We start from the raw sequence: 25,057 nt of genomic DNA, 5'->3' as shown, positions 1-25,057 counted from the left end.
TGATGCGACGAATCCAAGGGCGCGCCCATGAATGAATTTCACCCGTTTCTTCCCCAAGATGCCGGCAACAACAACTTGATCGGCCGCATATGGGACCCCGATGCGCAAGGTCCCCGCCTGGTCACCGTGCGTGACGGCATGCTGCACGATATCAGTGCTCTGGCCCCCACGTTCAGTGCCCTGCTGGAATTCGACGATCTACCAACACGCATCGCCCAAGCGCCGGATGCCCCGCTTCTCGCGGTCAGCGATTGCCTTGAAGCCTCGCTCGATGCCGAGGGCGACCCCGCTACCTGGCATCTTCTGGCCCCCTGCGATCTGCAGGCAATCAAAGCTTGCGGGGTGACGTTCGCGTCATCGATGCTGGAGCGGGTGATCGAGGAGCAGGCGCGCGGCGATAGCCAGAAGGCCGCGACATTGCGCGAGACCGTCACCTCGTTGATCGGCGACGACCTCTCCCGGTTGACGCCGGGCTCCGCCGAGGCTGAGGCCCTCAAGGCCAAGCTGGTTGAGCTCGACGTCTGGTCGCAATACCTGGAAGTCGGCATCGGCCCCGACGCCGAAGTGTTCACCAAATCGCAGCCCATGTCGGCGGTGGGCCTAGGGCATCGGGTCGGCATTCACCCGGCCTCTAAATGGAACAACCCCGAGCCCGAGGTCGTGCTGGCGGTGGACTCGCGCGGCCAAGTACGTGGCGCCACGCTCGGCAACGACGTCAACCTGCGCGATGTCGAAGGGCGTAGTGCTCTGTTGCTGGGCAAGGCCAAGGACAACAACGCCTCTTGCGCCATCGGCCCCTTCGTACGCCTTTTCGATGACGACTTCGATATCGACAGTGTTCGCGCCCTGGAGGTGACTCTGGATGTCCGTGGCGAGGATGGCTTTCACCTGGACGCGGTGAGCTCGATGAACCAGATCAGTCGCGACCCACTCGACCTCGTCGGCCAGACACTAGGCGCACATCACCAGTATCCGGACGGCTTCATGCTGTTCCTGGGAACATTATTCGCCCCGACCCAAGATCGTGATACCCAAGGTAGCGGCTTCACTCACCACGTCGAAGACGTGGTGACCATCGCCACGCCCACACTCGGGGCGCTGGTCAATCGCGTCGACACCAGCGACCGCATTCGGCCCTGGCAGTTCGGTAGCGGTGCCTTGCTGAACTATCTCGTACGACAGCGTCCCGGCGCTTGACGGTCGGCGGCGTTTCAACACCATGGCCGGGATCGCCCACGACGTTGATCTCAAAGCGTTACGTCCGGCCATGACATCCACCCAAAACAGTACTCTCGATGACATGGGAGGCGCACGCGATGGCAAGGGATCACGTCACAACGTTGGTGCGACAAAACGTCCCCTTGACTTTCGCGCCAAGCGTCGCCATGTCATATATATGCCCATCAATGCCAGGAGGCAAGCATGATATTGGAAGGCAAACAGATCATCGGACAAGACATCGCAGCCGGCCCCGGCACTAGTTTCCAGGCGGTTGACCCCGCCAGTGGCGAGACTCTGCCACCCGAGTTTCCCAGTGCCGATAACAAGCAGGTAGAACGTGCCTGTCAGCTCGCCTGGGACGCCTTCGATACGTATCGGGAAACCTCACTGGAGGAACGGGCCAAGTTTCTGGAAACCATCGCCGAGGAAATCGAACACCTGGGCGGTGGCCTGATCGAACGCGCCATGAGCGAAAGTGGCCTGCCGGTCGCACGTCTCGAAGGTGAGCGTGGACGTACCTGCAACCAGCTGCGCCTTTTCGCGGGTGTCGTCCGTGCCGGCGAATGGCTCGGTGTGCGCGTCGATCCGGCACTGCCGGAACGCACGCCCATGCCGCGCCCTGATCTTCGCCAGCGCCACATTCCGCTGGGACCGGTCGCGGTCTTCGGCGCCAGCAACTTCCCGCTAGCCTTCTCCGTGGCCGGCGGTGACACTGCGTCCGCACTGGCCTCGGGCTGCCCGGTGATCGTCAAGGCACACTCGGCGCACCCTGGCACCTCTGAGCTAGTGGCACGCGCCATCCAAAGCGCTGCCAAGAAGTGCAACATGCCTGAAGGCGTGTTCTCCATGCTCTTCGATGCCGGTTATGAAGTAGGCACCTCACTGGTCAAGCACCCCAGCATCAAAGCGGTCGGCTTCACCGGCTCTCGCAAGGGTGGCCTGGCACTGCAGCAAGCCGCACAATCGCGCCCTGAGCCGATCCCGGTCTACGCCGAGATGAGCAGCATCAACCCCGTATTCTTGATGCCCAAAGCGCTTGAGACACGCGGCACCGACCTCGCCCAATCGTTCGTGGGTTCCTTGTCCATGGGCGCGGGCCAGTTCTGCACTAACCCCGGCCTGGTGATCGGTCTCAAGAGCCCGGCACTGGATAGCTTCATCGAGGAAGCCGGCAAGGCGCTCAAGGAAACGCCTGCGAATACCATGCTGACGCCTGGGATTCATGCGGCCTACGAGCAAAGCGTCGCCAAACTGGCGGGCAACGCCAAGGTGAACGAAGTGGGCCGCGGCCTCACCGGCGAAGGCGAGAACCAGTGCCAGGCCGGTCTCTTCACCACGCAAGGCGCCGATGTGCTGGCTGATGAATCGCTGCAGGAAGAAGTCTTCGGCGCCACGTCGCTGGTGGTGATCTGCAGCGACATGGACGAGATGAAGCGCGTGGCCGAAGCCCTGGAAGGCCAATTGACCGCCACACTGCAGATGGACGAGGACGACACCGACGCCGTCGCACGTCTTCTACCCACGCTGGAACGCAAGGCGGGTCGTATCATGGCCAACGGCTGGCCGACCGGTGTCGAGGTCTGCCATGCCATGGTCCACGGCGGTCCCTTCCCGGCCACGACCGATTCACGCAGTACCTCCGTAGGCAGCGCCGCGATCTTCCGCTTCCTGCGCCCAGTATGCTATCAGAACCTGTCTGATTCGCTGCTGCCCGAGGCACTCAAGAAAGCGAACAGTCTCGGCCTGAATCGTCTGGTCGACGGCAAGCGCGAGGGGTAAACTGCCTCTCCTGATGCGCCTGAGTCCTCCGGGACGAGGGCCATCACCAACGCAAACGCCCCATGGCAGCAACATTGCCATGGGGCGTTTTTTAATGGCCGCTCGTCAGGTGACGAGCGGCGCGCGTGAGCCGTTAGCGGCTAGATCACGCCTGCGAACGGTTCTTCTGGGGAGCAGCGTCGCCGTCTTCACGTTGGCGCCGCGGAGCACGCTCCGCCGAGCCGTGATCCTCGGCAATCTCCAGCGGACGGCCGGCGACACGCGCCTGACCGATGCGTGACAGCACGGCAGTCGGCAGCGTACTCGGCAATTCGACCACGGAGAAGGCGTTACGGATGTCGATACGGCCGATCTTGCCACCGTCGATACCGCCTTCATTGGCCAATGCACCTACCAACTGGCCGGGCTTGACGCCATCCTTGTGCCCCACTGATACGCGATAACGCGTCATGCCAGCGCTCGGGCCACGATCACGGCGGTTGGGCTTTTCATCGCGACCACCACCCTGACGAGCGGGACGACGTTCGCCCGGCTTCGGCAAGCGACCGATGGGGGCCTCGCCGGAACGCGCCATGCTGGCCATTGCACAAGCCAGGTCCACGGGATCATAACCGTCATCGGCCAAGCCTTCGATCAGCTCACGCTGATAGTCGCTGCCTTGCTCCAGCGTCTTCAGCACACGCTCACGGAACAGTTTGTCGCGATGGGCACGAATGACAGATTCATCGGGCAACTCGACTTCCTGCATCGGCTGACCGGTCACACGCTCCATATCACGCACGCGGCGCTGCTCGCGGCCACCTGCGAAGGTGATCGCCACGCCCTTGCGTCCAGCGCGCCCCGTCCGCCCGATGCGGTGAGTATACGCCTCGCCGTCTTGCGGCAGGTCGTAGTTGAACACGTGGGTGATACGCGGCACGTCGAGACCACGCGCAGCGACATCGGTGGCGATGAGGACATCGACCTTGCCACGCTTGAGGCGATCGACGGTCCGCTCGCGCAGGCTTTGATCCAGGTCACCGGACAACGCCGCCGCGTTCACGCCGCGCGCCAACAACTGCTCGACCAGCGTGGTGCAAGCAGCACGTGTGCGCACGAAGGCGATGGCGGCATCCACCGGCTCAACCTCGAGCAAGCGCGAGAGCGCCTCCAGCTTGGCGCCACCTTCGATACGAACCAAGCGCTGCTCGATGCCTTCGGCCGTCTTAGTCTTGGTCTCGATCATGATCCTGAGCGGATCGACCAGGTAATGATTGACGATACGCGAGATTTCAGCGGGCAAGGTCGCAGAGAAGAAGACACGCTGCGCCTCTTTCGGCGTATCGGAGACCACACGCTTGACGTCATCGATGAAGCCCATGCGCAGCATTTCGTCGGCTTCGTCGAGTACCAACGCATTGAGGCCGTCGAGTTTGAGGCTGCCACGGTTGAGGTGGTCGATCACGCGTCCCGGCGTGCCCACGATGACCTGGGCGCCACGGCGCAATCCGCTGAGCTGTTCGCGATATTCTTGGCCGCCACATAGGCTGAGAACCTCAAGTCCCTTGAGATCACGGCCGTACTGGACGAAAGAAGCGGCAACCTGCTGGGCCAGCTCACGCGTCGGCGCAAGCACCAGCACCTGCGGCTCGCGACGCTTGAGGTCAAGACGCGACAACAGCGGCAAGGCAAAGGCAGCGGTCTTGCCCGTACCGGTCTGGGCCTGACCCAGCACATCGCGCCCTTCAAGTAGCGCGGGAATGGTTTTACCCTGAATCAGTGAGGGCGTCTCATATCCCAGTGATTCGAGCGTAGAAAGAAGAACGGACGGCAGCGAAAGCTCGGCGAAAGTCGGCGAGGCAGCGGGAGTCGTGGTCATGTCACACCTTGGATAGCCGGAGCGAACCGGCGGAAAAATTCAAGGCGCCTTCATTGCCCATTGGCCGCTCGGCCTGGGGCATCGAAACAAAAGGCGCCGGTCGCAGCACCTGCGTCCTGCCGCATACGCGGCAGCTGTGGCGACCTTACGCGTCGTGGCGCGCCATCGATGCGGCAAGCGCTCTCACGGCCGGCTCGAAACGAGCGGGCAATGCGCCTTGCGCAGAAACGTCCTTTAGGCTCTATCCACGCTTAGTGGAAGGCACATCGCACAGGGACGAATACAGGATGGAGGGGTCAACACATGCGAGGAAGTGGCATACTACCATTGACCAATGGCTTTGCCCAAGCTTATTCGTTCATCAAGCCCTATTCGCTTATCGAGGAAGTATTCCATGCCGACGTTGTGGATCGACGCCGACGCCTGTCCGCGTCATGCCCGCGAAGTCATCGTGCGTGCCGCCGAGCGCACCCAGACGCCGACACGCTTCGTCGCAAATCATCGCTTGCCCCTGCCGCCCTCGGCCTGGGTCAGCGCGCTGGCCGTTCCCGGTGGCTTCGATGCCGCCGATGACGCCATCGTCGACCGGGTGGCCCCGGGCGACCTCGTTGTCACCGCCGACTTGCCTCTCGCAGAGGCCGCGTTGGCCCGCGAGGCCGAAGTCATCACCAATCGTGGAGAAGCGCTGACCCGCGACGGCATTCGCGCCCAGGTACAGATGCGTGACTTCATGGAAACCTTGCGCGCCAGCGGCGAGCATACCGGCGGCCCCAAACCTTATGGTGACGTCGAACGGAGGACGTTCGCCAATGCGCTCGACCGATGGCTGACACGTGCCCAGCAGCGACGCTGATACATCAGTCTAAGCGTCACGGCCCTAAGCGCCACGAATGCCCCGCCCCGGCAAGCGTTCACGGCCATGGGGGCGCTCCAGCGCCAGTACCGGCCCCTTGGGAACGATGCGCGTCGGGTTGATGGTGTCGTGACTATAATAGTAATGACGCTTGATGTGATCGAAATTCACTGTCTCGGCGATGCCTGACCATTGATAAAGTTCGCGCAGATAACTCGACAGATTGGGGTAGTCCTCGATACGCCGGAGGTTGCACTTGAAGTGCCCGTGATAGACGGCATCGAAACGAATCAATGTGGTGAACAACCGAATATCCGCTTCGGTCAGCCACTCGCCAGCAAGATAACGCTGCGTGGCAAGCCGTGATTCGAGCCGCTCGAGCGCTTCGAACAACGCCGTGACGTGTTTCTCATAGACCGCCTGCTGCGTGGCAAAGCCCGCCTTGTAAACACCATTATTGATGTGGTCATAAACATCGGCGTTGACGGCATCGATGGTCTCGCGGAGATCCGTCGGGTAAAGATCCAGCCGGTTGCCGGTCAAGTCGTCGAATGCCCCGCCCAGCATCCGTACCAAATCGGCGGATTCGTTGTTGACGATGCGCCCGGTTTGGCGATCCCACAATGCCGGCACCGTGACCCGACCGGTATACTCCGGATCGGTCAGCGTATAAAGCTGGTGGTGGTAGTCGACGCCATTGAGCGGATCGCCACTCGAACCCTCGTCGATGGCGTAGGTCCAGCCCTGCTCCAGCATCAACGGACTGGTATGTGATACCCCAACCAAGTCCTCAAGCCCCTTGAGCTTGCGCATGATCAGAGTGCGGTGCGCCCACGGGCAGGCCAGCGACACATACAGATGAAAACGCCCCGCCTCGGCCGCGATGCCCGGCTGCCCTTGCGGCCCCGGCGACCCGTCCGGTGTCACCCAGTCACGCAACTGGGCGGACTCGCGAACGAACTCACCACCGTGTTTCTTGGTGTCGTACCACTGGTCATGCCAACGGCCTTCGATCAACAGCCCCATACCTGCTCCCTCTACGCTCGAACTGACGCTTGATGAACGGCGGACCAATGCTTGGTCGCCCTAGATGCCGCTCAGCATAAAATGGCTGACTCGATGCGCAAGCGCATTAAAGCGGTTTAACCGTTCGTTTCTATCGAATGTTCCTCGCAACAATCGGCCACAGCTTCGTGCAAAGCCGCCGCCAGAGACCGCGTGGCCGGCCCGGCGCGATCCCGGTCGCGAAAGATCAGTTGTATCGGTGCTTCGCGACGCCCGCCAGTCACCAGAGGCAGGGGAACAAGCGTTCCCATGCGCAATGCCTCGCGAATGCGGGTCGTCGGCATCCAGGCGAACCCCAAGCCACGGCACAGCATGTCGACCGATGTCACCAGATGGCTCAAGGTCCAGCGCTGCTCAGCCTTGAGCCACCCAGCGTCCATCGATTGACGTAGCGCTGAATCGCGCACCACCAGTTGACGGTGCTGCTCCAGATCGCGCAGATCGAGCTCACGCCCCAGATGCTGCAGGGGATGCCCGGGATGCGAGACAGCCAAAAACTCCACATTGACCAATGGCTCACCCAGGAAACCCTGAGCCGCGATGCCGGACACCACCAGATCGGCACGTCCATCGTAGAGCATCTCGACACCGCCATTGAGCACGGTTTCATGCAATTGCACGCGAACATGAGGGTAATGGCGCGAGACACTGTCCAACGCATACGCCAAGGCATCCGGCGGAAAGATCTGATCGACGGCGATCACCACCTCGGCTTCGAGCCCCTCCCCCAGACGCCCGGCGACATCTTCCAGAGCCTCGGCGCTTTCCAGCAATTGCCGGGCCCGGCGTAGCAACATGTCTCCCGCTTCGGTCAACCGCACCTGACGACCCACGGGCTCCAGAACCCGCACACCCAACTGCTCTTCTAGCTTATGCACCGCATGATTGAGCGTGGAAGGGCTCTTATGCACGGCTTCGGCGGCCCGCGCGAACCCGCCGTGATCGACCACAGCGGCAAGCATGCGCCATTGCGCCAACGTGACGTTACCCATTCGATTTCCTCGAAGAATATGAGCAAAAATATGCGATTAACTTTCGAAAAATACGAACTAGAATACCAGTCATGGTCATCAAGAGGATTCACCATGAAACATACGACGCAGACTGACCGCCAGATCAAGCACATACGATCCAGCCATCCAAGCCAAGACGGCGATGGTGTAAAGATCAAGCGTCTCCACGACTTCGAGGGTGGGCTCGATCCTTTTCTCATGCTCGACGAACTGGGGTCCGATCAGCCCGATGACTATATCGGGGGCTTTCCGCCACACCCACACCGGGGCATGCAGACGCTCACCTATGTGATTCACGGAGGGCTGACGCACGAGGACCACCTCGGCCACAGCAGCACCATTCATGCCGGTGATGCGCAGTGGATGCACACCGGACGCGGGATGATCCACTCCGAGATGCCCTTGACTGACAGCCAGGGGCTTCACGCCTTTCAGTTGTGGATCAACCTACCGGCACGCGACAAATTGAGCACGGCCACTTACCGCGATATACGCGCGCAGGACATGCCGCGCCTCGCAGGGCAAGGAGGCCACTTGGTCGCTCTCGGCGGTCACTGGCAAAGCGCCACGGCCAGCATCGACGGCCCTCTCGATGCCTTGGCTGGCAATGCCGGCGTCGCTGATGTACGACTTGACTCGGGCACCTTGTCGCTGACGCAGCTTGATGATGAGACGATGCTGGTATACGTCTATTTAGGCACGGTGCAGATTGGCAACCAAGCGGTAACTGCTGGCCATCTCGCAGTACTCGAGGCGGGCAATGCGCTAACTCTGGCAGCGGATGGTCAGGCTGGTGCCCTGCTTTTGCGTGGTACCCCGCATCGCGAACCGATCGCCCATTACGGACCTTTCGTGATGAATTCACGCAGTGAACTCGAGGCCGCCATGCAGGCCTACCGGGAGGGCAGCTTGACCGAGTAAAGTTATGCAACTATTGTACGTCGTGTGACGCCGGTAACGGATTACCAATATAGTCACGCATATAAGGCAAGCCGCTGACACCGGCTTGCCTCTGCTGTATGCATGAACAGGATAGGCATTTCATTTAACATGAGTTATCGTTTCGCTGCCTTTTATCTATTTAATGTTCACGTATACGGCTTCTATTTACCATGTTGCGGATTCTTCATTCGCTGCCCCGCACACATAAATTAATTTTGTTACCGGTCGCCACCATGGTGACCGTGCTGGGCGCGCACAAAATCGTTACCGTCATTGACGACAACGGTGGCAATTCAGCCACCCACCAGATCACTCAAGACGTCGGCGAATCTCATTCGTCGTCGCCTTCGCTTGCGGGCAATGCCCTCGATACCCTAGAGACTGTCACCACTCGCGATATCCCGCTGAGTGAGCTCAAGGCACAGGAAATCGTCGATGTCGACTTCATCGACAAAGCGCACGCGGCCGACAAAACCGTGCCTGATGCTTCGGCATTCGATACCCAGTCCTCTCATCCTTTCCTTGCTGCCGAAGCGCTCCATACAGCCATGCAGTTGCCAGGATTGCTCTCCGAAGACGAGATCGACGATGACGTCTTGGGCGGAACATCCTACGAAGACTTTTCCATCGACCCGACGGAATTGCACGACGAGGACGGCCCCCCCAATCTGGAGCGCGAGATCGCCACACAGCAGGAGTTCGTGCCGGAATGGGAAACCTATACGGTACAGAAAGGCGACACCTTCGCCGTGACAGCGGAGCGCACGCTGGGGCTGGGATATAGCGATGTCATGCACATTCTGGATAGCGTTCCTGACAAGAGTGCCCTGACGCGCTGGCGTGTCGGACGCACTTTCGATTACAAACTCAGTCAGAACGGCGACCTGCTCGCGCTGCGTGTCATGAAAAATGCACGCAAAGGGTATGTCATCGAACGCGACTCCCCCCAAGACGATTTCGACGTTTCTGACGTCATCAAGGCCACCGAGCCATCTCAACGTCTCTTTACCGGCACGGTCAACGGAAGCTTTACTCTCTCGGCGGAATCCACAGGGCTTTCGCGCTCAGAGGTCGCCCAGTTAACGAGCCTGCTTGCGAAGAAGCTGGATTTTCGCCGCAACACGCGTGCCGGCGACCATTTTCAGGTGCTCGTCGAATCCGACATGCTGGAAGGCGAAAGCGTCGACTCACGCATTCTTGCCGCTCAGTATCAAGGCGAGCGCATGGACCTGACCGTCGTACGCAATAGCGCCGACGATCAGTTTTATACTCCCGATGGTCAAGGCCTCGACCCAGCCTTCAATCGGTATCCATTCGAGGGGAACTATCGCATAAGCTCGCCGTTCAACCTGCGGCGCACGCATCCGATCACCGGACGCATCAGCCCGCACCGAGGTACGGACTTCGCCATGCGTACCGGTAGCGCCGTCGACTCGCCGGCGGGCGGTCGCGTCGTGAAATCCGCCTTTCAGGCCAATGGCGCCGGCAACTACCTCGTCATTCGCCACGACAACGGCTACAAGACGCGCTATATGCACCTCTCCAAGCGCCTCGTCTCTGAAGGTGATCGTGTCGAGATGGGCCAGGAGATCGCTTTGTCCGGCAACACCGGGGGGAGTACGGGCCCGCACCTGCATTACGAAGTAATGGTCAATGATCGTTCCGTCGACGCTATGCGCGTCAAGCTTCCCGAGAACCAAAGCCTGGAAGGCAAGCAGCTGGCGGCGTTCAAGAAAGAGTCCAAGCCATTGCTCGCCAAACTGGAAAGCGACAGCGATACACCGGCTATCGCCAGCGTGCACCTGGACAAGAAATCGGGCGACGAAGGCTAGGAAACGCCTAGTCGGGAGCCTCTCACAAATCGCCCCACCTTTCCGGTGGGGCGATTTGCGTTTGGGTCTTCTTCAGCCTCGTTCAGCCTTGGCCCGAAAAACGCCCGCCACCCAGCAGCTGATCACCCCCCATGGCGATGTCCCCACGGCGCCCTTCCAGCGCCCATTGCGACGCATGTTCGCCTTCGCTTTTAACATCGACAAGCGGGTAATTGAAGCCAAGGTCATCGGCCGCTTCGCGGAAAAGGTCCGGCCGCACGCAACGTGCCAGGCAATCCGCGAGCGCTGGCGCGGCGACATCCAAGTGCTGCCAACGCCGCATCTGGTCAGCGTACCAGCGTAGATGAGACCGCCAAGGGAAGTTCGCGGCATGGCGATGGAACACGCTCACGCCATGCGGCGCCGGCGTACCTTCCCCCGCCATGCTTTCCTCCACCACGGTGGGGGACACGTCCAGGTAGCCCTTTTCGCACATCAAGCGTGCCGCCTCGACACGCTGCGCCGAACCGTCCAGCCAGACGCAAGCCTCGAGTAGCGCGCGTAGCACCGCGCGGTGCGTTGCCGGATAGGCATCGGCCCATGCCTCGCGTACCGCGAAGACCTTTTCCTGCCCATGCTGCCAAATGGCGTGACTACCAATCAGCACACGACCACTTTCACGACGTGCCGCGAGCGTATTCCAGGGTTCGCCGACACAGTAGCCATCCAGCCATCCAGCCTCGAGTTGCTCCGCCACCAAGGGCGGGGGAACCACGCGCAATTCGAGATCACGGTCAGGGTCGACACCGCCGTCCGCAAGCCAATAGCGCAGCTGATAATGGTGCGAAGAAAAGGGATACACGCTAGCGAAACACAACGCCGGCTCGCCAGCGGCTCGCCGTTGGCGCACCACCGCCGCCAGTGCACGGGCGGAAATCGGTGCCTGCACCATGGCCTCGGGATCGGCTGCCTGCATGCTGGCATACAACGCGTTGGATACGGTGATGGCATTACCCCCGAGGTTCAGCGTCAGCGCCGAAAGCATCGGCGTAGGGCGTCCATCGAGTCCCAAGGTCGAGGCCAGTGGCATCAAAGGCAGCATCTGCGCACCATCGAGGAGCCCAAGTTGCATACTATCGCGCAAGCCGGCCCACGACGACTCGACTTGCAGTGTCACATCCAGCCCATGCGTCGCGAAGAAGCCGCGCTCTCGCGCCACCACCAGTGGCGCAGCATCGTTGAGCGGCAACATGCCCAGGGTCAGCGTATCGAGTTCCGGCGAAGGCCACGCATCTCGAGGCGTCTGGTGATCTTTCATCATTGTCTCCTACGACTCGAAGTCATCGCTGGCCAAGACGGCCTGAGCCACCTCGTGAATGGTCAGCCGACGATTCATGGCGTGCTTGCGTAGCCACTGATAAGCAGCGTCTTCACTGAATGCGTGCGTTTCCATCAATTGGCTCTTGGCACGTTCAATGGTGCGGCGCTGCGAGAGCGTGGTCTGCGTCTTGGTCAGCTCGCCCTTGAGAGCGCGATGTGCTTCGAAGCTGGCAATTGCCACATTGACCATCGAACGCACCAGCGCCGGCTGTACGTCCTCGACCACGTAGGCGCTGACGCCTGCACTCGTCGCTTCGCGCGTTAAGTCCGGCGTTTCTTCCTCGGCGAGCATGATCATCGGCTTGGGGAAGCGACGGCCCAGTTGGCCCATGTGCTCCAAGGTATCGCGACTGGGCAGCGCCGCATCGATGATCACCGCGTCTGGCTTGACGCGCGTCATGATGGCATAGAGGTCGTCATGCTCATCGGCACGTGTCACGACCTCGAACCCCGCGTCGCGCAACGCTTGCTCGAGTGCTCGCGAGCGTTCCGGACGAGCATCCACGATCAGCACCTTCACGGTCATGCGCTTTCCTCCCCCTAGGTGCTTGTCGAGTTGTAATGCAGGTTACATGCCAGGTAATGCCCTGCGGCAGCCCATGCCACACTGGGCTTGCACATAAGCGGTGCGCTGTTAATGCATTACAGCGGTGCGATAGCGCCTCAAATCGCACCAAAAGCATGCCCGCGAGCCGCTTTGGGTCGATAAGACGGGGCATTAACCCTTGCTCTTCTCCATTGGCATGCCTTTTGCTTTTTATAGGTCAGCCAGACGTGGACCAGGCTCGCCAAGTGAGTACGAGTGCGTCGAACCCAAGAACCCGGCCCTTCATGACGAAGGTCGCCGATGTCGCGTTCGATCTCCGCTACTCCAACGCTAGAGGATGAGCCATGGAAATCCGCAATAAAGCCAACAAGATACGGCTTTTCAGCCTCAAGACGCCACAGATGCGCGTCTTCCACATGTCGTGGTTCGCGTTCCACGTCTGCTTCTTCGGCTGGTTCGGCATCGCGCCTCTGATGGCCGTAGTGCGTGAAGACCTCGACCTGAGCAAAACCCAGATCGGCAACACCATCATCGCTTCGGTGGCCATTACCGTCCTGGTACGCTTGGTGATCGGGGTTCTCTGCGACAAGATCGGCCCCCGCAAGGCTTATACGTGGCTTTTATGCCTCGGCTCCCTGCCGGTAATGCTGATCGGCCTCGCCGACAACTTTGAAACCTTCCTTCTGGCGCGGCTGGCCATCGGCGCGATCGGCGCCTCCTTCGTCATCACCCAGTACCATTCCTCGATCATGTTTGCCCCCAACGTGGTTGGCACCGCCAACGCGACTACGGCGGGCTGGGGCAACCTGGGCGGCGGCACCACGCAGATCCTGATGCCCTTGGTCTTCGCCGGCGTCATGATGCTCGGCGTCAACGAGGCGCTCGGCTGGCGCCTGGCCATGGTCGTGCCCGGCATCGTCCTGTTCGCGACCGGTATCGCCTACTACTTCTTTACGCAGGACGCACCGAACGGCAACTTCGACGAGCTACGGGCGCGCGGAGAGCTCCCTTATGCCGAGAAGGAGCACGGCATGGCGCAAAGCTTTGGCGCCGCCATGAAAGATATACGCGTCTGGGCGCTGTTCATCGTCTACGCAGCCTGCTTCGGCGTCGAGCTGACCATCAACAATATCGCCGCCATTTACTTCTTCGATAACTTCGAGCTCGATCTGGCTACTGCCGGGCTCATTGCCGGGCTCTTTGGGCTAATGAATCTGTTCGCCCGCACTCTCGGCGGTATCTTCTCGGATCTTTTCGCCCGTCACGGTGGCCTCAAGGGGCGCGTGCGCTGGCTGTTCATCGCCATGCTCTGCGAAGGTGTCGCCCTGATGGGCTTCGCCCAGATGCAGACACTGGCGCTCGCCATCGGCATCATGCTGGTCTTCAGCCTCTTCACGCAAATGGCCGAAGGTGCCACCTTCGGGGTCGTGCCTTTCATCAACAAGAAAGCTCTAGGCGCTGTTGCCGGCATTGTCGGCGCGGGCGGCAACGCCGGTGCCGTCGGCGCTGGTTTTCTATTCCGCAGCGAATCGCTTTCCTATCAGCAAGGCCTTTTCTTCCTCGGCGTTGCGGTGATACTCGCCTCCTTTTGCACCCTGCTCGTCCGCTTCTCGCCGCAGGTCCTCGCCGAGGAAGACGCCGCCTATCGTGACGCCGCAGCAGGCAACGCACCCCCTGTCGATGCCATTGCAGCGCGTTAACCCCATCCCCTTATGAATCCACGAAAAAGCCACCGCTCTTGGGCGGTGGCTTGCTTATAGGGAACAGAGCATCACGATTACCACATCGCGCCTCTTGCTCAGGTGCCCACTTTGTCGGTCACGTCATCATCCTGGCTCACTGGCTTGGTAAGCCGGAGGCTCGCCACATAATAGATCACCGCCCCCAACGCCGAGCCGGTGAACCAGCCATAGTCGTAAAACCATGTCCAGGTACCGGTCACAAGCGAGAACACCGTCAACAATACGGGAATGAAGAAGGCGATAAAGCCAGCCGGATTGTAGGCAAGATATGCGGCACCGTCCTTGTACAGACTGGCGACGTCGAGTTGCTGATGCTTGATCAGGAAATAGTCGACGACCATGATCCCAGCGATCGGCCCCAGCAGGCTCGAATAGCCCAACAGCCAGTTTGAATAGAGGCTCTCGAGGGTCACGTCGGAAACGATCACACCGGCTTTCTGCAGCAGGTCATAACCCATCAGCAGAACACCGACCAGCCCCGTCATCAATGTGCCGCGCGTCTGGTTGATCAGCTTGGGCGCGATATTCTGGAAATCATTGGTCGGCGATACGATGTTACCAGCGGTATTGGTCGAGATCGTCGCGATGATGATCAGCACCATGGCGATGACTACCCAAAAGGGGTTATCGATACGCCCGATCAAGTTCACCGGATCGGCAATCGTTTCACCCACCAGCGACGCCGATGCCGCCGTCATGACGACGCCGAGCGAGGCAAAGAAGAACATGGTTAAGGGAAGGCCGATAATCTGGCCAACGATCTGGTCCTTCTGACTCTTGGCGAAACGGCTGAAGTCGGGAATATTAAGCGACAGCGTGGCCCAGAAACCTACCATAGCCGTCAGCCCCGCGAAGAAATAACCATAGACGGGAGCACCCTCGGGACGCGACGGCGGCTGGCTCAACAGCTCGGTCATCGATACGTGCGGCATGGCCCAGACCATCAAGCCCACGGCGACCGCCAACAACAGCGGCGCCGAGAGAGTTTCCAACCACTTGATCGACTCGGCACCGCGGATCACTACATAGAGATTCATGGCACCGAACAGGAAGAAGCCGATCACCTCGCCGACCCCTTCCAGTGCGCGCCAGGGTGGAAAGACCGCCGACAGCAATAGATGAATCGCCAGCCCACCGAACATCGTCTGGATGCCGAACCAACCGCACCCGACCAACGCCCTGATCAGGCAGGGAACGTTGGAGCCGCGAATACCGAACGACGAGCGCAATACCACCGGAAACGGAATGCCGTATTTAGTGCCTGGGAAGGCATTCAGCGTCAAGGGCACCAGGATCACGATATTGGCGATCAGGATCGTGACCAACGCCTCGCTCACCGAGAGGCCGAAGTAAGCGGTGAGGATACCGCCCAACGTGTAGGTCGGCACGCAAATCGATAGACCAACCCACAAGGCCGCGACGTTCCAGCGCGACCAAGTACGCTCCTCAAGTCGTGTCGGAGCAATGTCTTCATTGAAGCGTGAACTCTCCCGAACATCCTCACCGACCTCGAGCTCGACGAGTTCGCCACGCTGCACAGAGCGTGAAGTATTTGCCGTCATTGTTGTTGTCTCCTCATGCGGCCGCCAACTCCCCGCACCGGGAAGCCGTGCGTTGTATTGGATACTGACTGTCGCTTGTCAATTTCCCGCAAAAAGCGTGCCCAACTTGACGTTTGGATGAAAGGAGGCACCTTTGAACCCACCCTCGTCAACCTTGGGCACTTTTAACAAGTCATTGATTTCAATAAACCAATCAATCCTGCCCCGATCGTCAACTTTTTATAGATACCATCACTTCAAAAAATCGCGCATGCCTTAGCGGGCTGTCTGGCAAGCGCCCTGACACTCTAGACAATCTCCACAATGGTGCATAACAACGCTAACCAGTCTATCCATCTGTCTTTTAATTAATCATATGATATTGTTTTTTAAAGTAAAATTAAAACATCACCTAGGATTAAACACTTGGTGCATACCCTGCTCCTTTATAGGGAATTCTTTGTGAATTAATGAGTTACGCTATTTTAATGCCATTACAAAAATTTCAAAAAAATCTTGAAAGAACACCTTGGTAGGGACTAGTTTCTTATCATCCTGACTCTACAGACAGGTTTTATAAAACCGCATCAATGCAGAACGACGCACGACGAGCGTTAACAACAAGCACAAGATGAGGATCGATTGATGGAAAAAGTAAAGATCGGCTTGATTCAGATGGCCTTGAAGGTCGAGACCGACCTCGAGCCGGCCGCTATCCGCGACGCCATGAACGAGGCGCACTTGCCGTACATTGAGCAGGCCGCCGAAGCCGGCGTTCAAGTGCTGTGCTTCCAAGAAGTCTTCAATCAACCCTATTTCTGTCCCAGTCAGGACAAGAAGTGGTACGCCGCCGCCGAGAAGGTCCCCGAAGGGCCGACTTGCCAGATGATGCAGAAACTCGCGGCCAAGCATCACATGGTGATCATCGTGCCCATCTTCGAGGAAACCGCCCCAGGCATCTACTACAACACCGCGGCAGTATTCGACGCCGACGGTAGCTACCTCGGCAAGTACCACAAGACGCACATTCCGCAGGTCGCCGGATTCTGGGAGAAGTACTTCTTCAAGCCCGGCAAGTCCGACTGGCCGGTCTTCGACACCGCCTACGGCAAGATCGGCGTGTATATCTGCTATGACCGCCATTTCCCCGAAGGTTGGCGCGCCCTGGCACTCAACGGCGCCGAGATCATCTTCAACCCCTCGGCCACCGTCGCCGGCTTGTCGCAATACCTGTGGGAGCTCGAACAACCCGCCTCGGCCGCCGCCAACGGCTGCTTCGTGGCTGCCATCAACCGCGTCGGCACCGAGGCACCTTGGAATATTGGCGAGTTCTACGGCAACTCCTACATCGCCAACCCGCGCGGCCAGATCGAAGCCAAGGCTAGCGCTAGCGAGGACGAGCTGCTGATTCACGAAGTCGACCTGGCGATGGTTCGCGAGATTCGCAACACCTGGCAGTTCTTCCGCGATCGCCGGCCCGAGACGTATACGCGGCTAACCGATGGCGAATAGCCGCGGCTAGCAACGACGAGCACAAGAAGACAACTACAAAAGGTGAGACCATGACCATCCTGATCCGTGGCGGCACCGTCGTCACTCATGACGATACTTATCGCGCTGATGTGCTCTGCATGGACGGCAAGATTGCCGCTATCGGCATCAACCTCGAAGCACCAGCCGACGCCGAGGTGATCGACGCCAGCGGCCAGTACGTATTGCCCGGCGGCATCGACCCGCACACCCACATGCAACTGCCGTTCATGGGCACCGTGGCCAGCGAGGACTTCTACACCGGCACCGCCGCCGGGCTCGCCGGCGGCACCACCACGATCATCGACTTCGTGATTCCCAATCCCGGCCAGCCACTGATGGAGGCCTTCGAGACTTGGCGCGGCTGGGCCGAAAAGGCCGCCAGCGATTACGCTTTCCATGTCGCGGTGACCTGGTGGAACGACAGCGTCCACGAAGACATGGGCACACTGGTGCGCGAACATGGCGTCAACAGCTTCAAGCACTTCATGGCCTACAAGAACGCCATCATGGCCACCGACGATATTCTGGTGGCCAGCTTCACCCGCTGCCTGGAACTCGGCGCAGTGCCCACCGTGCACGCCGAGAACGGCGAACTGGTCTATCACATGCAGCAGAAGCTGCTCGCCCAGGGACTCACTGGTCCCGAAGCGCATCCGCTGTCGCGCCCGCCGCAGGTCGAGGGCGAAGCCGCGAGCCGCGCCATTCGCATCGCCGGCACACTGGGCGCGCCGATCTATGTGGTCCACGTGTCATGCAAGGACGCGCTCGACGAGATCACCTACGCGCGCCGCCAGGGCCAGCCGGTCTACGGCGAATGTCTCGCCGGGCACCTGATGATCGACGACAGCGTCTATCGCAACGCGGACTGGGCCAAGGCCGCCGCCCACGTCATGAGCCCTCCTTTTCGCAGCAAAGAGCATCAGGACGCGCTGTGGACCGGCCTGCAGTCCGGCAACCTGCAGACCACTGCCACCGATCACTGCTGCTTCTGCGACGATCAGAAGGCGATGGGCAAGGACGACTTTACCAAGATCCCCAACGGCACCGCCGGGATCGAGGATCGCATGGCGGTAATCTGGGACGAAGGCGTCAACGGCGGCCGCATCTCGATGCAGGACTTCGTCGCTGTCACCTCCACCAACACCGCCAAGATCTTCAACATGTACCCGCGCAAGGGGGCGATCCAGGAAGGAGCCGATGCCGACCTGGTGGTCTGGGACCCCAACGCCACGCGCACGATCTCCGCCATGACCCACCATCAGAACGTCGATTTCAACATCTTCGAGGGTAAGACGGTGCGCGGCATCCCGCGCCACACAATTAGCCAGGGCAAGTGGGTCTGGCGAGATGGTCAAGAACTACGCGCCGAGAAAGGTGCCGGCCGTTACATCGAGCGGCCCGCCTACCCCGGCGTCTACGACGTACTCAAGAAACGCGCCGAACGCAACGCGGCCACTGCCGTCGAGCGCTGAGCCTTTAGTTCACGCCAATAATAATGAGCGACTTCCGCCAGCAGGCTCCGCCTGTTGGCGGTCGGGCGAAGGAGTTATACCGTGACTCATCCCTTGGATCACCTACCCCGTGCCGGCCATGGCAGCGATAGTGACTCGCTCGAGGCCAACTTCAGCGATTTGCACCCGCCGCTGACCCAGCGTCAGGCGTTCATCGAGAGCCAGCGCTGCCTGTACTGTTACGACGCCCCGTGTGTCGAGGCCTGCCCATCGGATATCGACATCCCGCGCTTCATCCGCGAGATTGCCGAGGACAATATCAACGGCGCCGCCCAGACCATCCTCGAGGAGAACATTCTCGGCGGCAGTTGCGCCCGCGTCTGCCCCACCGAGATCCTCTGCGAGCAGAGCTGCGTGCGCAACCACGACACCGAATGCCAGCCAGTGCTGATCGGCCTACTGCAACGTCATGCCGTCGATCACATGCACTTCGACGCCCACCCGTTCCTCCGCGCCGCCGATACCGGCAAGCATATCGCCATCGTCGGCGCCGGACCGGCCGGGCTCTCCTGCGCCCATCGGCTGGCCACCTTCGGCCACCAAGTGACGATTTTCGAGGCCGAGGCCAAGCCCGGCGGACTCAACGAATACGGCATCGCCAAATACAAGCTGGTCGACGACTATGCACAAAAGGAGATCGACTTCCTGCTCGAGATCGGTGGCATCGAGATCCGTCACGGCAAGCGCCTGGGTGACAATTTCGATCTCGAGAGCCTGCGGCGTGACTACGATTCGGTGTTCCTGGGCCTGGGCCTAGGCACCAGCCGTCAGCTCGGCCTGACCGGGGAACATGCCGAGGGATTAATGCCCGCCACCGATTACATCAAGGAGCTACGCCAGAGCGAGGACATTGGCGACCTGGCGCTGGCCCAGCGCTGCGTAGTGATCGGCGCCGGCAATACCGCCATCGATATGGCGGTGCAGATGGCCCGCTTGGGTGCCGGCGCAGTCACCCTGGTCTATCGCCGCGGCGTTGAGGCGATGGCCGCCACCGGCCACGAGCAGGAGATCGCCAAGGCCAACGGCGTGCGTATCATCACCTGGGCCCAACCCGAACAGGTACTGCTCGACGCCACCGGACGCGTGGCCGGCATGCGCTTCGCGCGAACCGAGCCCCACGGCGACACCCTCGCCGCCACCGGCGAAACTCTCGACATCCCCACCGATGCGGTCTTCACGGCGATCGGCCAGGCCTTCGATGACGCCAGCCTGAGCGACGTTCGTGCCAGCCAGCTCGGCCGGGAAGCCGGGAAGATCGAGGTCGACGGCAACTTTCGCACTCGCCTTGCCGGCGTGTATGCCGGCGGCGACTGCATCGCGGCCGGTCAGGACCTTACTGTCCAGGCCGTGCAGCACGGCAAGCTGGCCGCCCAGGCCATCCACAACGAGATCATGGCCCAGCAGGAGGTCGCGTAATGAAGGCATTCGCGCAAAAGCCCGACGTCGATCTAAGCATCGAGTTCGCCGGCATTCGCTCGCCCAATCCTTTTTGGCTGGCCTCCGCCCCGCCCACCGACAAAGCCTACAACGTCGAGCGTGCATTTGAAGCCGGCTGGGGTGGCGTGGTCTGGAAGACCCTCGGCGAAGACCCGGCCGCGGTTAACGTGTCGTCGCGTTACTCGGCGCACTTCGGCAAGAATCGCGAGGTGCTGGGCTTCAACAACATCGAGCTGATCACCGACCGCAGCCTGGCGACCAACCTGCGCGAAATCACCGAGGTCAAGAAGCGCTGGCCCGACCGCGCGTTGATCGTCTCGCTGATGGTGCCCTGCGTCGAGGAGAGCTGGCAGGCGATCCTGCCGCGGGTGGAAGCCACCGGCGCCGACGGCATCGAGCTCAACCTGGGCTGCCCCCACGGCATGCCCGAGCGCGGCATGGGCGCCGCGGTGGGTCAGAACCCCGACCTCATCGAGCAGGTCACGCGCTGGTGCAAGCAGTATTACTCCAAGCCGGTGATCGTCAAGCTCACGCCCAATATCACCGACATTCGCGTAGCCGCTCAGGCCGCCCTGCGCGGTGGCGCCGACGCGGTCTCGCTGATCAACACCATCAACTCGATCACCTCGATCGATCTGGACAACATGGTCGCCAAGCCCACCGTGGGCAGCCAGAGCACCCACGGCGGCTACTGCGGCGCGGCGGTCAAGCCGATCGCCATGAACATGGTCGCCGAGATCGCCCGCGATCCAGAGACTCAAGGCCTGCCGATCTGCGGTATCGGTGGCATCTCCAACTGGCGCGACGCCGCCGAGTTCGCCGCGCTGGGGGCCGGCGCGATGCAGGTATGTACCGCCGCCATGCTCCACGGCTTTCGCATCGTCGAGGAAATGCAGGACGGCCTGGCACGCTGGATGGCCGAGAAGGGCTATCGTAGTCTCGCCGAGTTTTCCGGCAAGGCAGTGGTCAACACCACCGACTGGAAATATCTGGACATGAACTTCCAGACCATTGCCCATATCGACCAGGACAAGTGCATTCAGTGCGGTCGCTGCTATATCGCCTGCGAGGACACCTCGCATCAGTCGATCGCCAAGCTGATCGACGCCAGCGGCGCGCGGCGCTACGAGGTGATCGAGGAGGAGTGCGTGGGCTGCAACCTGTGTCAGATCACCTGCCCGGTCGAGGACTGCATCAGCATGGTGCCGCAGCCAAGCGACAAGCCCTACATGAGCTGGAACGAAGACCCGCGCAATCCATTTCGTGAAAGCGTCACGGCGACCAACTAGGCTACTCGGCATCCATTCTGAGCCTGCCAGAGAAAGGTCCATTCACGTTTAACGACAGACATCGCCCCCACCGGGGTGATGTCTGCACTTTCATGTTCGGCCCGTCACCGCCTGCACCCCCGCATCACCTCGGCAGCCCATACCTTGGAACCCGCCGCGCGATTGCACGAGTGATTCAAGCTGTTTTTGCCCATTTCCGCCAACTGGCACGGTAACTGCAAAGCTATAAAGGAGCGCCATGCCGGCGACACAAGGAGACTCGCATGCGATCACTGCTGCGCCCGATCCGGGCCTTGCTCGGCAGCGTCGCGTTGCTGCTGCTCGGCAATGGACTGATCAACACCCTGCTGACCCTACGTGGTACCAGCGAAGGATTCTCGACCACACTGGTCGGCATCATCATGTCGGGCTACTTCGCGGGTTTCATCTGCGGCACCTGGTTCAGCCCATGGCTTATCCGCCGCGTAGGGCACATCCGCGCCTTCGCCTTCTGCACAGCGGTTTGCGCCTCCGGCGCGCTGCTCCACCTGATATTCGTCGACCCCTGGGTATGGCTAATCCTGCGTTTCTTCTACGGGCTGGCGTTCGTCACCCTGGTAACGGTGATCGAGAGCTGGCTCAACAGCCAGGCCGCCGCCCACGAGCGTGGCCGGGTCTTCGCCATGTACATGGTGGTCAACCTGGGTGCGATCGCCATCGCCCAGCAGATCCTGCGACTCGACAACCCCGAGGGCTTCCTGCTATTCGCACTGGCTTCGATCCTGATCAGTTGGGCGCTGCTGCCGATCACCATGACCCGACGCAGCCAGCCGGTGCTCTCCGATCGTCCCAAAAGCAGCTTGAGGGCACTGCTTGGCTTCGCGCCTCTGGCGGTCGCCGCCTCCGCACTGTCTGGGCTGGCGATGGGCGCCTTCTGGGCGATGACTCCGATCTATGCCCAGCAGCTCGGTTTCGACACTGGGTCGATCGGGCTGGTGATGAGTATCGCGATTCTCGGCGGCGCCGCGCTGCAGATTCCTGTCGGACGCTTCTCGGACAAGCATGACCGCCCGCGGGTGCTGACCTGGGTGGCGCTGCTCGCTGCGGGCGTCGCGGTACTGATGCCGCTAGCCCCCGGTCAGTTGACTCTGTTCGCGCTGTACTTCGTGTGGGGCGGGCTGTCATTCTCGCTCTACCCGATCGCCGTCGCCCAGTTGATCGACCAGTTGCAACCCGAGGAAGTGGTCTCCGGCTCCGCCGACATGCTGGTTCTACAGGGCGCCGGCAGCGCCGTGGCGCCGATTCTCGCCGGGGTCGCCATGCACGTCTTCGGCACCCAGGCGCTCCCCCTCTACATCGCCGGCGTGCTGACACTGCTAGCCATATACGCGACCTATCGTCGCCGCCACGTGTCGAGCATGATCTCCGGCGAGACGGCACACTTCGAGCCCATGGTGCAGACCAGTCAGGAAGCCCTGGCAATGATCTTCAATGGTCATCAGCGAGACCTCTTCGACGACCCCAGCTTCTACGAGGAGCATGAGCGCAAGCGACTGGTCGAGGCTCTTAAAGGGCAAGACTGAGCGGCGGAGGTCTACAGAGACTGAGCCTACAGGTCGATGCAGTCGTCGACGCGTTCTGATGCGCGCCATCTGAATACGCTCCGGCCTGTCACGGCGATAGCCCTATCCCACGCAAGATGACACTCGTCACCGACTGCACTGCATGCTCGAATTGGGTGTCGTCGAGGGGCGCATCATCGTTGAGGAGATAAATCTGGTAATCGAAGTCGGCATAATGCTGGGTTGATGCCCAGATCATGTACAGCAAGTAGGACGGCTCGACAGGCCAGATCTGCCCTGCCTCGACCCATTCACGTATCTTCGCTTCCTTGAGCTTGGCCCATTCGTAGAGGTTATCGCGAAGCGAATCGCCGATGACCGCGCCCCCTTGCATGACTTCGGCTGCCCAGACCTTGGACCCCGCCGCGCGGCCGCGCGAGTGGTTCATCTTGGCGCGAATGTAAGTTGAGAGCACGATGCGCGGATCGTCATAAAGCTCGAAGCACAGCGCATCCTGCTTCCACACCTCGAGGAGTTCGAGCAAGACATCGCGGTACAGCTCTTCCTTGGTGGAAAAGTAGTAGTGCACGTTGGACTTGGGAAGCCCCGCCAATTGCGCGATCTCCCCCATCGAGGCACCGGCATATCCTTTCTCGGCAAACACCTGCTCCGCCGCCAGCAGGATCTTCTCCACGTTCTGCTGACGAATCCATCCTTTTCGTCTGGCCATTGCTCTCTCAATCCGGTTGTGCCCTCACGCTATTAGGCGAGTCTACCACCGCTCTCACCACACTTGGCGCCACGCGCCTCAACGGGCAAGACTTACCGGATACCCGAGGGTTGCGATATGCCGATCTAATAGCGCACTGTGAATAATCAGGACCGATCACCTAAAGGAGTTCACTATGACCATCGCACAAGGCGACAAGCTACCCAGCATCACTCTCAAGACCAATGGCGCCAACGGTCCGGAAGACTTCGATACCGGCGAGTTCTTCGCTGGCAAGCGTGTGGTGCTGTTCGCGGTGCCTGGCGCGTTTACGCCAGGATGCTCCAACACCCACATGCCGGGCTTTGTGATCAATGCCGACGACATTCTCGCCAAGGGGGTGGACGCCATCGCCTGCCTGGCCGTCAACGACGCTTTCGTGCTCGGCGCCTGGCAGCAGGATCAAAACGCCCAGGCGATTACCATGCTCGCCGACGGGCATGCCGACTTCACTCGCGCCATCGGCATGGAGAAGGATGCTAGCGGCGCCGGCATGGGAACACGTAGCCAGCGTTACGCCATGATCGTCGACGATGGCGTGGTGAGCTACTTAGGCGTCGATGAGAAGGGCGTCGAGAAGAGCAGCGCCGAAACCATCCTCGCCAATCTATAAGACTATGCATCGGCGTCCTGCCGATGCTCGCTACTGCTTCCTTCCTCGGCCGGTGCATCGGGCACCGGCCGACCGATTAACGCCGCTCGTCTTTCGGTGAACTCATCACGATATGCGTCGTGATCGCACTGACATGGGGCTGCGTCCCCAGCATTTCGGTGTGAAAGCGTTTGTAGCTTGCCAGGTCCTGACTTTCGACTCGCAAGAGATACTCGAACGTGCCGGCGATGTTGTGACATTCGACCACGTCGGAAGCGACATACATGGCACGCTCGAAGGTTTCCTGAGCAGCCTTGGTGTGCGATGACAGCCCCACGGTGACATAGGCCACGAACCCACGCCCCATGCGCTGGGGATCGGTCACCGCGCGATAGCCGCGTATCACGCCCGTGCGTTCGAGTTCCTGGACACGACGCAAGCATGCCGAAGGAGATAGCGCGACACGCTCGGCCAGCTGCACGTTGCTGATACGACCATCCTGCGTAAGCACTTGCAATATCCTGCGGTCTACAGCATCCATTTCATTCCTTCATTGCATAAAACGCGCGAAAACGACGATATAAGGGCCAATATTGCGTCACGATTCTCTTAAAATTTCACACCACGTGCAAA

The 25,057-nt window shown here is 60.6% G+C and carries 20 protein-coding genes; 12 read left to right on the top strand and 8 right to left on the bottom strand.

Translation table 11 applies throughout. The features are described from left to right. Positions 1-27: 27 nt before the first annotated feature. Both SR908_RS13305 and SR908_RS13300 read left to right on the top strand, forming a co-directional pair. A complete protein-coding gene (locus SR908_RS13305; protein ID WP_246920647.1) occupies positions 28-1,197 on the top strand; it encodes a fumarylacetoacetate hydrolase family protein in 1,170 nt (389 codons plus the stop codon). Between the two features lie 225 nt (positions 1,198-1,422). Then, the gene (locus SR908_RS13300; RefSeq protein WP_246920645.1) at positions 1,423-3,000 is read left to right on the top strand and encodes an aldehyde dehydrogenase (NADP(+)); all 1,578 of its coding nucleotides are present in this window, start codon (positions 1,423-1,425) and stop codon (positions 2,998-3,000) included. A 145-nt stretch (positions 3,001-3,145) separates the two neighbouring features. Here SR908_RS13300 and SR908_RS13295 read toward each other — a convergent pair whose 3' ends face one another. Beyond that, positions 3,146-4,858 (bottom strand): DEAD/DEAH box helicase, encoded by a 1,713-nt coding sequence (locus SR908_RS13295; RefSeq protein WP_097022485.1) that lies wholly within the window; start codon positions 4,856-4,858, stop codon positions 3,146-3,148. Positions 4,859-5,252: 394 nt separating this feature from the next. On the opposite strand from SR908_RS13295, the gene SR908_RS13290 reads away from it, so the two are divergent. Further along, positions 5,253-5,711, top strand: coding sequence for a YaiI/YqxD family protein (locus tag SR908_RS13290; protein WP_097022486.1), 459 nt, complete (start codon positions 5,253-5,255; stop codon positions 5,709-5,711). Between the two features lie 24 nt (positions 5,712-5,735). Here SR908_RS13290 and SR908_RS13285 read toward each other — a convergent pair whose 3' ends face one another. Continuing rightward, positions 5,736-6,737: a glutathione S-transferase family protein gene (locus SR908_RS13285; protein WP_246920643.1), complete on the bottom strand. Its 1,002-nt coding sequence runs from the start codon at positions 6,735-6,737 to the stop codon at positions 5,736-5,738. 116 nt (positions 6,738-6,853) lie between these two features. Then, positions 6,854-7,768, bottom strand: a complete 915-nt coding sequence (locus tag SR908_RS13280) for a LysR family transcriptional regulator (RefSeq protein ID WP_246920639.1) — start codon at positions 7,766-7,768, stop codon at positions 6,854-6,856. A gap of 93 nt (positions 7,769-7,861) precedes the next feature. Between SR908_RS13280 and SR908_RS13275 the strand changes: the two genes are divergently transcribed. Beyond that, positions 7,862-8,710, top strand: coding sequence for a pirin family protein (locus SR908_RS13275; protein WP_246920636.1), 849 nt, complete (start codon positions 7,862-7,864; stop codon positions 8,708-8,710). A 254-nt stretch (positions 8,711-8,964) separates the two neighbouring features. Then, positions 8,965-10,563 (top strand): peptidoglycan DD-metalloendopeptidase family protein, encoded by a 1,599-nt coding sequence (locus SR908_RS13270; RefSeq protein WP_322527363.1) that lies wholly within the window; start codon positions 8,965-8,967, stop codon positions 10,561-10,563. A gap of 82 nt (positions 10,564-10,645) precedes the next feature. Here the strand turns inward: SR908_RS13270 and SR908_RS13265 are convergent, their stop codons facing one another. Together SR908_RS13265 and SR908_RS13260 are read right to left on the bottom strand one after the other, a co-directional pair. Continuing rightward, entirely contained in the window at positions 10,646-11,860 is a 1,215-nt protein-coding gene (locus SR908_RS13265) for a CmpA/NrtA family ABC transporter substrate-binding protein (protein ID WP_246920633.1), read from the bottom strand. A 9-nt stretch (positions 11,861-11,869) separates the two neighbouring features. Beyond that, positions 11,870-12,448, bottom strand: coding sequence for an ANTAR domain-containing response regulator (locus SR908_RS13260; protein ID WP_097022492.1), 579 nt, complete (start codon positions 12,446-12,448; stop codon positions 11,870-11,872). Positions 12,449-12,813: 365 nt separating this feature from the next. Here SR908_RS13260 and SR908_RS13255 point away from each other — a divergent pair, with 365 nt between their 5' ends. After that, positions 12,814-14,169 (top strand): MFS transporter, encoded by a 1,356-nt coding sequence (locus tag SR908_RS13255; RefSeq protein WP_246920632.1) that lies wholly within the window; start codon positions 12,814-12,816, stop codon positions 14,167-14,169. 98 nt (positions 14,170-14,267) lie between these two features. On the opposite strand, the gene SR908_RS13250 is transcribed toward SR908_RS13255, so the two are convergent. Continuing rightward, positions 14,268-15,773 (bottom strand): NCS1 family nucleobase:cation symporter-1, encoded by a 1,506-nt coding sequence (locus SR908_RS13250; protein ID WP_246920631.1) that lies wholly within the window; start codon positions 15,771-15,773, stop codon positions 14,268-14,270. A gap of 624 nt (positions 15,774-16,397) precedes the next feature. Here SR908_RS13250 and SR908_RS13245 point away from each other — a divergent pair. The 5 genes from SR908_RS13245 to SR908_RS13225 all read left to right on the top strand — a co-directional run bounded on the left by SR908_RS13245 (position 16,398) and on the right by SR908_RS13225 (position 23,084). Continuing rightward, positions 16,398-17,264 (top strand): nitrilase-related carbon-nitrogen hydrolase, encoded by an 867-nt coding sequence (locus SR908_RS13245; protein ID WP_246920630.1) that lies wholly within the window; start codon positions 16,398-16,400, stop codon positions 17,262-17,264. A 50-nt stretch (positions 17,265-17,314) separates the two neighbouring features. Continuing rightward, positions 17,315-18,757, top strand: coding sequence for a dihydropyrimidinase (hydA, locus tag SR908_RS13240; protein ID WP_246920629.1), 1,443 nt, complete (start codon positions 17,315-17,317; stop codon positions 18,755-18,757). Between the two features lie 81 nt (positions 18,758-18,838). Beyond that, positions 18,839-20,212 (top strand): NAD(P)-dependent oxidoreductase, encoded by a 1,374-nt coding sequence (locus tag SR908_RS13235; protein ID WP_246920628.1) that lies wholly within the window; start codon positions 18,839-18,841, stop codon positions 20,210-20,212. After that, entirely contained in the window at positions 20,212-21,522 is a 1,311-nt protein-coding gene (gene preA / locus SR908_RS13230) for an NAD-dependent dihydropyrimidine dehydrogenase subunit PreA (protein WP_246920627.1), read from the top strand. Before SR908_RS13235 ends, preA begins: the two co-directional genes overlap by 1 nt. A gap of 263 nt (positions 21,523-21,785) precedes the next feature. Next, positions 21,786-23,084 carry an MFS transporter gene (locus tag SR908_RS13225; RefSeq protein WP_246920625.1) on the top strand — a complete coding sequence of 433 codons (1,299 nt, stop codon included), beginning with the start codon at positions 21,786-21,788 and terminating at the stop codon, positions 23,082-23,084. A gap of 88 nt (positions 23,085-23,172) precedes the next feature. On the opposite strand, the gene SR908_RS13220 is transcribed toward SR908_RS13225, so the two are convergent. Then, a complete protein-coding gene (locus tag SR908_RS13220; RefSeq protein ID WP_075369997.1) occupies positions 23,173-23,793 on the bottom strand; it encodes a TetR/AcrR family transcriptional regulator in 621 nt (206 codons plus the stop codon). A 175-nt stretch (positions 23,794-23,968) separates the two neighbouring features. Between SR908_RS13220 and SR908_RS13215 the strand changes: the two genes are divergently transcribed. After that, positions 23,969-24,445 carry a peroxiredoxin gene (locus SR908_RS13215; protein ID WP_246920624.1) on the top strand — a complete coding sequence of 159 codons (477 nt, stop codon included), beginning with the start codon at positions 23,969-23,971 and terminating at the stop codon, positions 24,443-24,445. Positions 24,446-24,521: 76 nt separating this feature from the next. Here SR908_RS13215 and SR908_RS13210 read toward each other — a convergent pair whose 3' ends face one another. Then, positions 24,522-24,965 carry an Lrp/AsnC family transcriptional regulator gene (locus SR908_RS13210; RefSeq protein ID WP_097022501.1) on the bottom strand — a complete coding sequence of 148 codons (444 nt, stop codon included), beginning with the start codon at positions 24,963-24,965 and terminating at the stop codon, positions 24,522-24,524. Positions 24,966-25,057: the final 92 nt, after the last annotated feature.

The sequence above is a fragment of the Chromohalobacter canadensis genome (assembly GCF_034479555.1).
GTDB classification, from domain to species: domain Bacteria; phylum Pseudomonadota; class Gammaproteobacteria; order Pseudomonadales; family Halomonadaceae; genus Chromohalobacter; species Chromohalobacter canadensis.
This window is presented reverse-complemented; position numbering and strand designations above follow the sequence as displayed.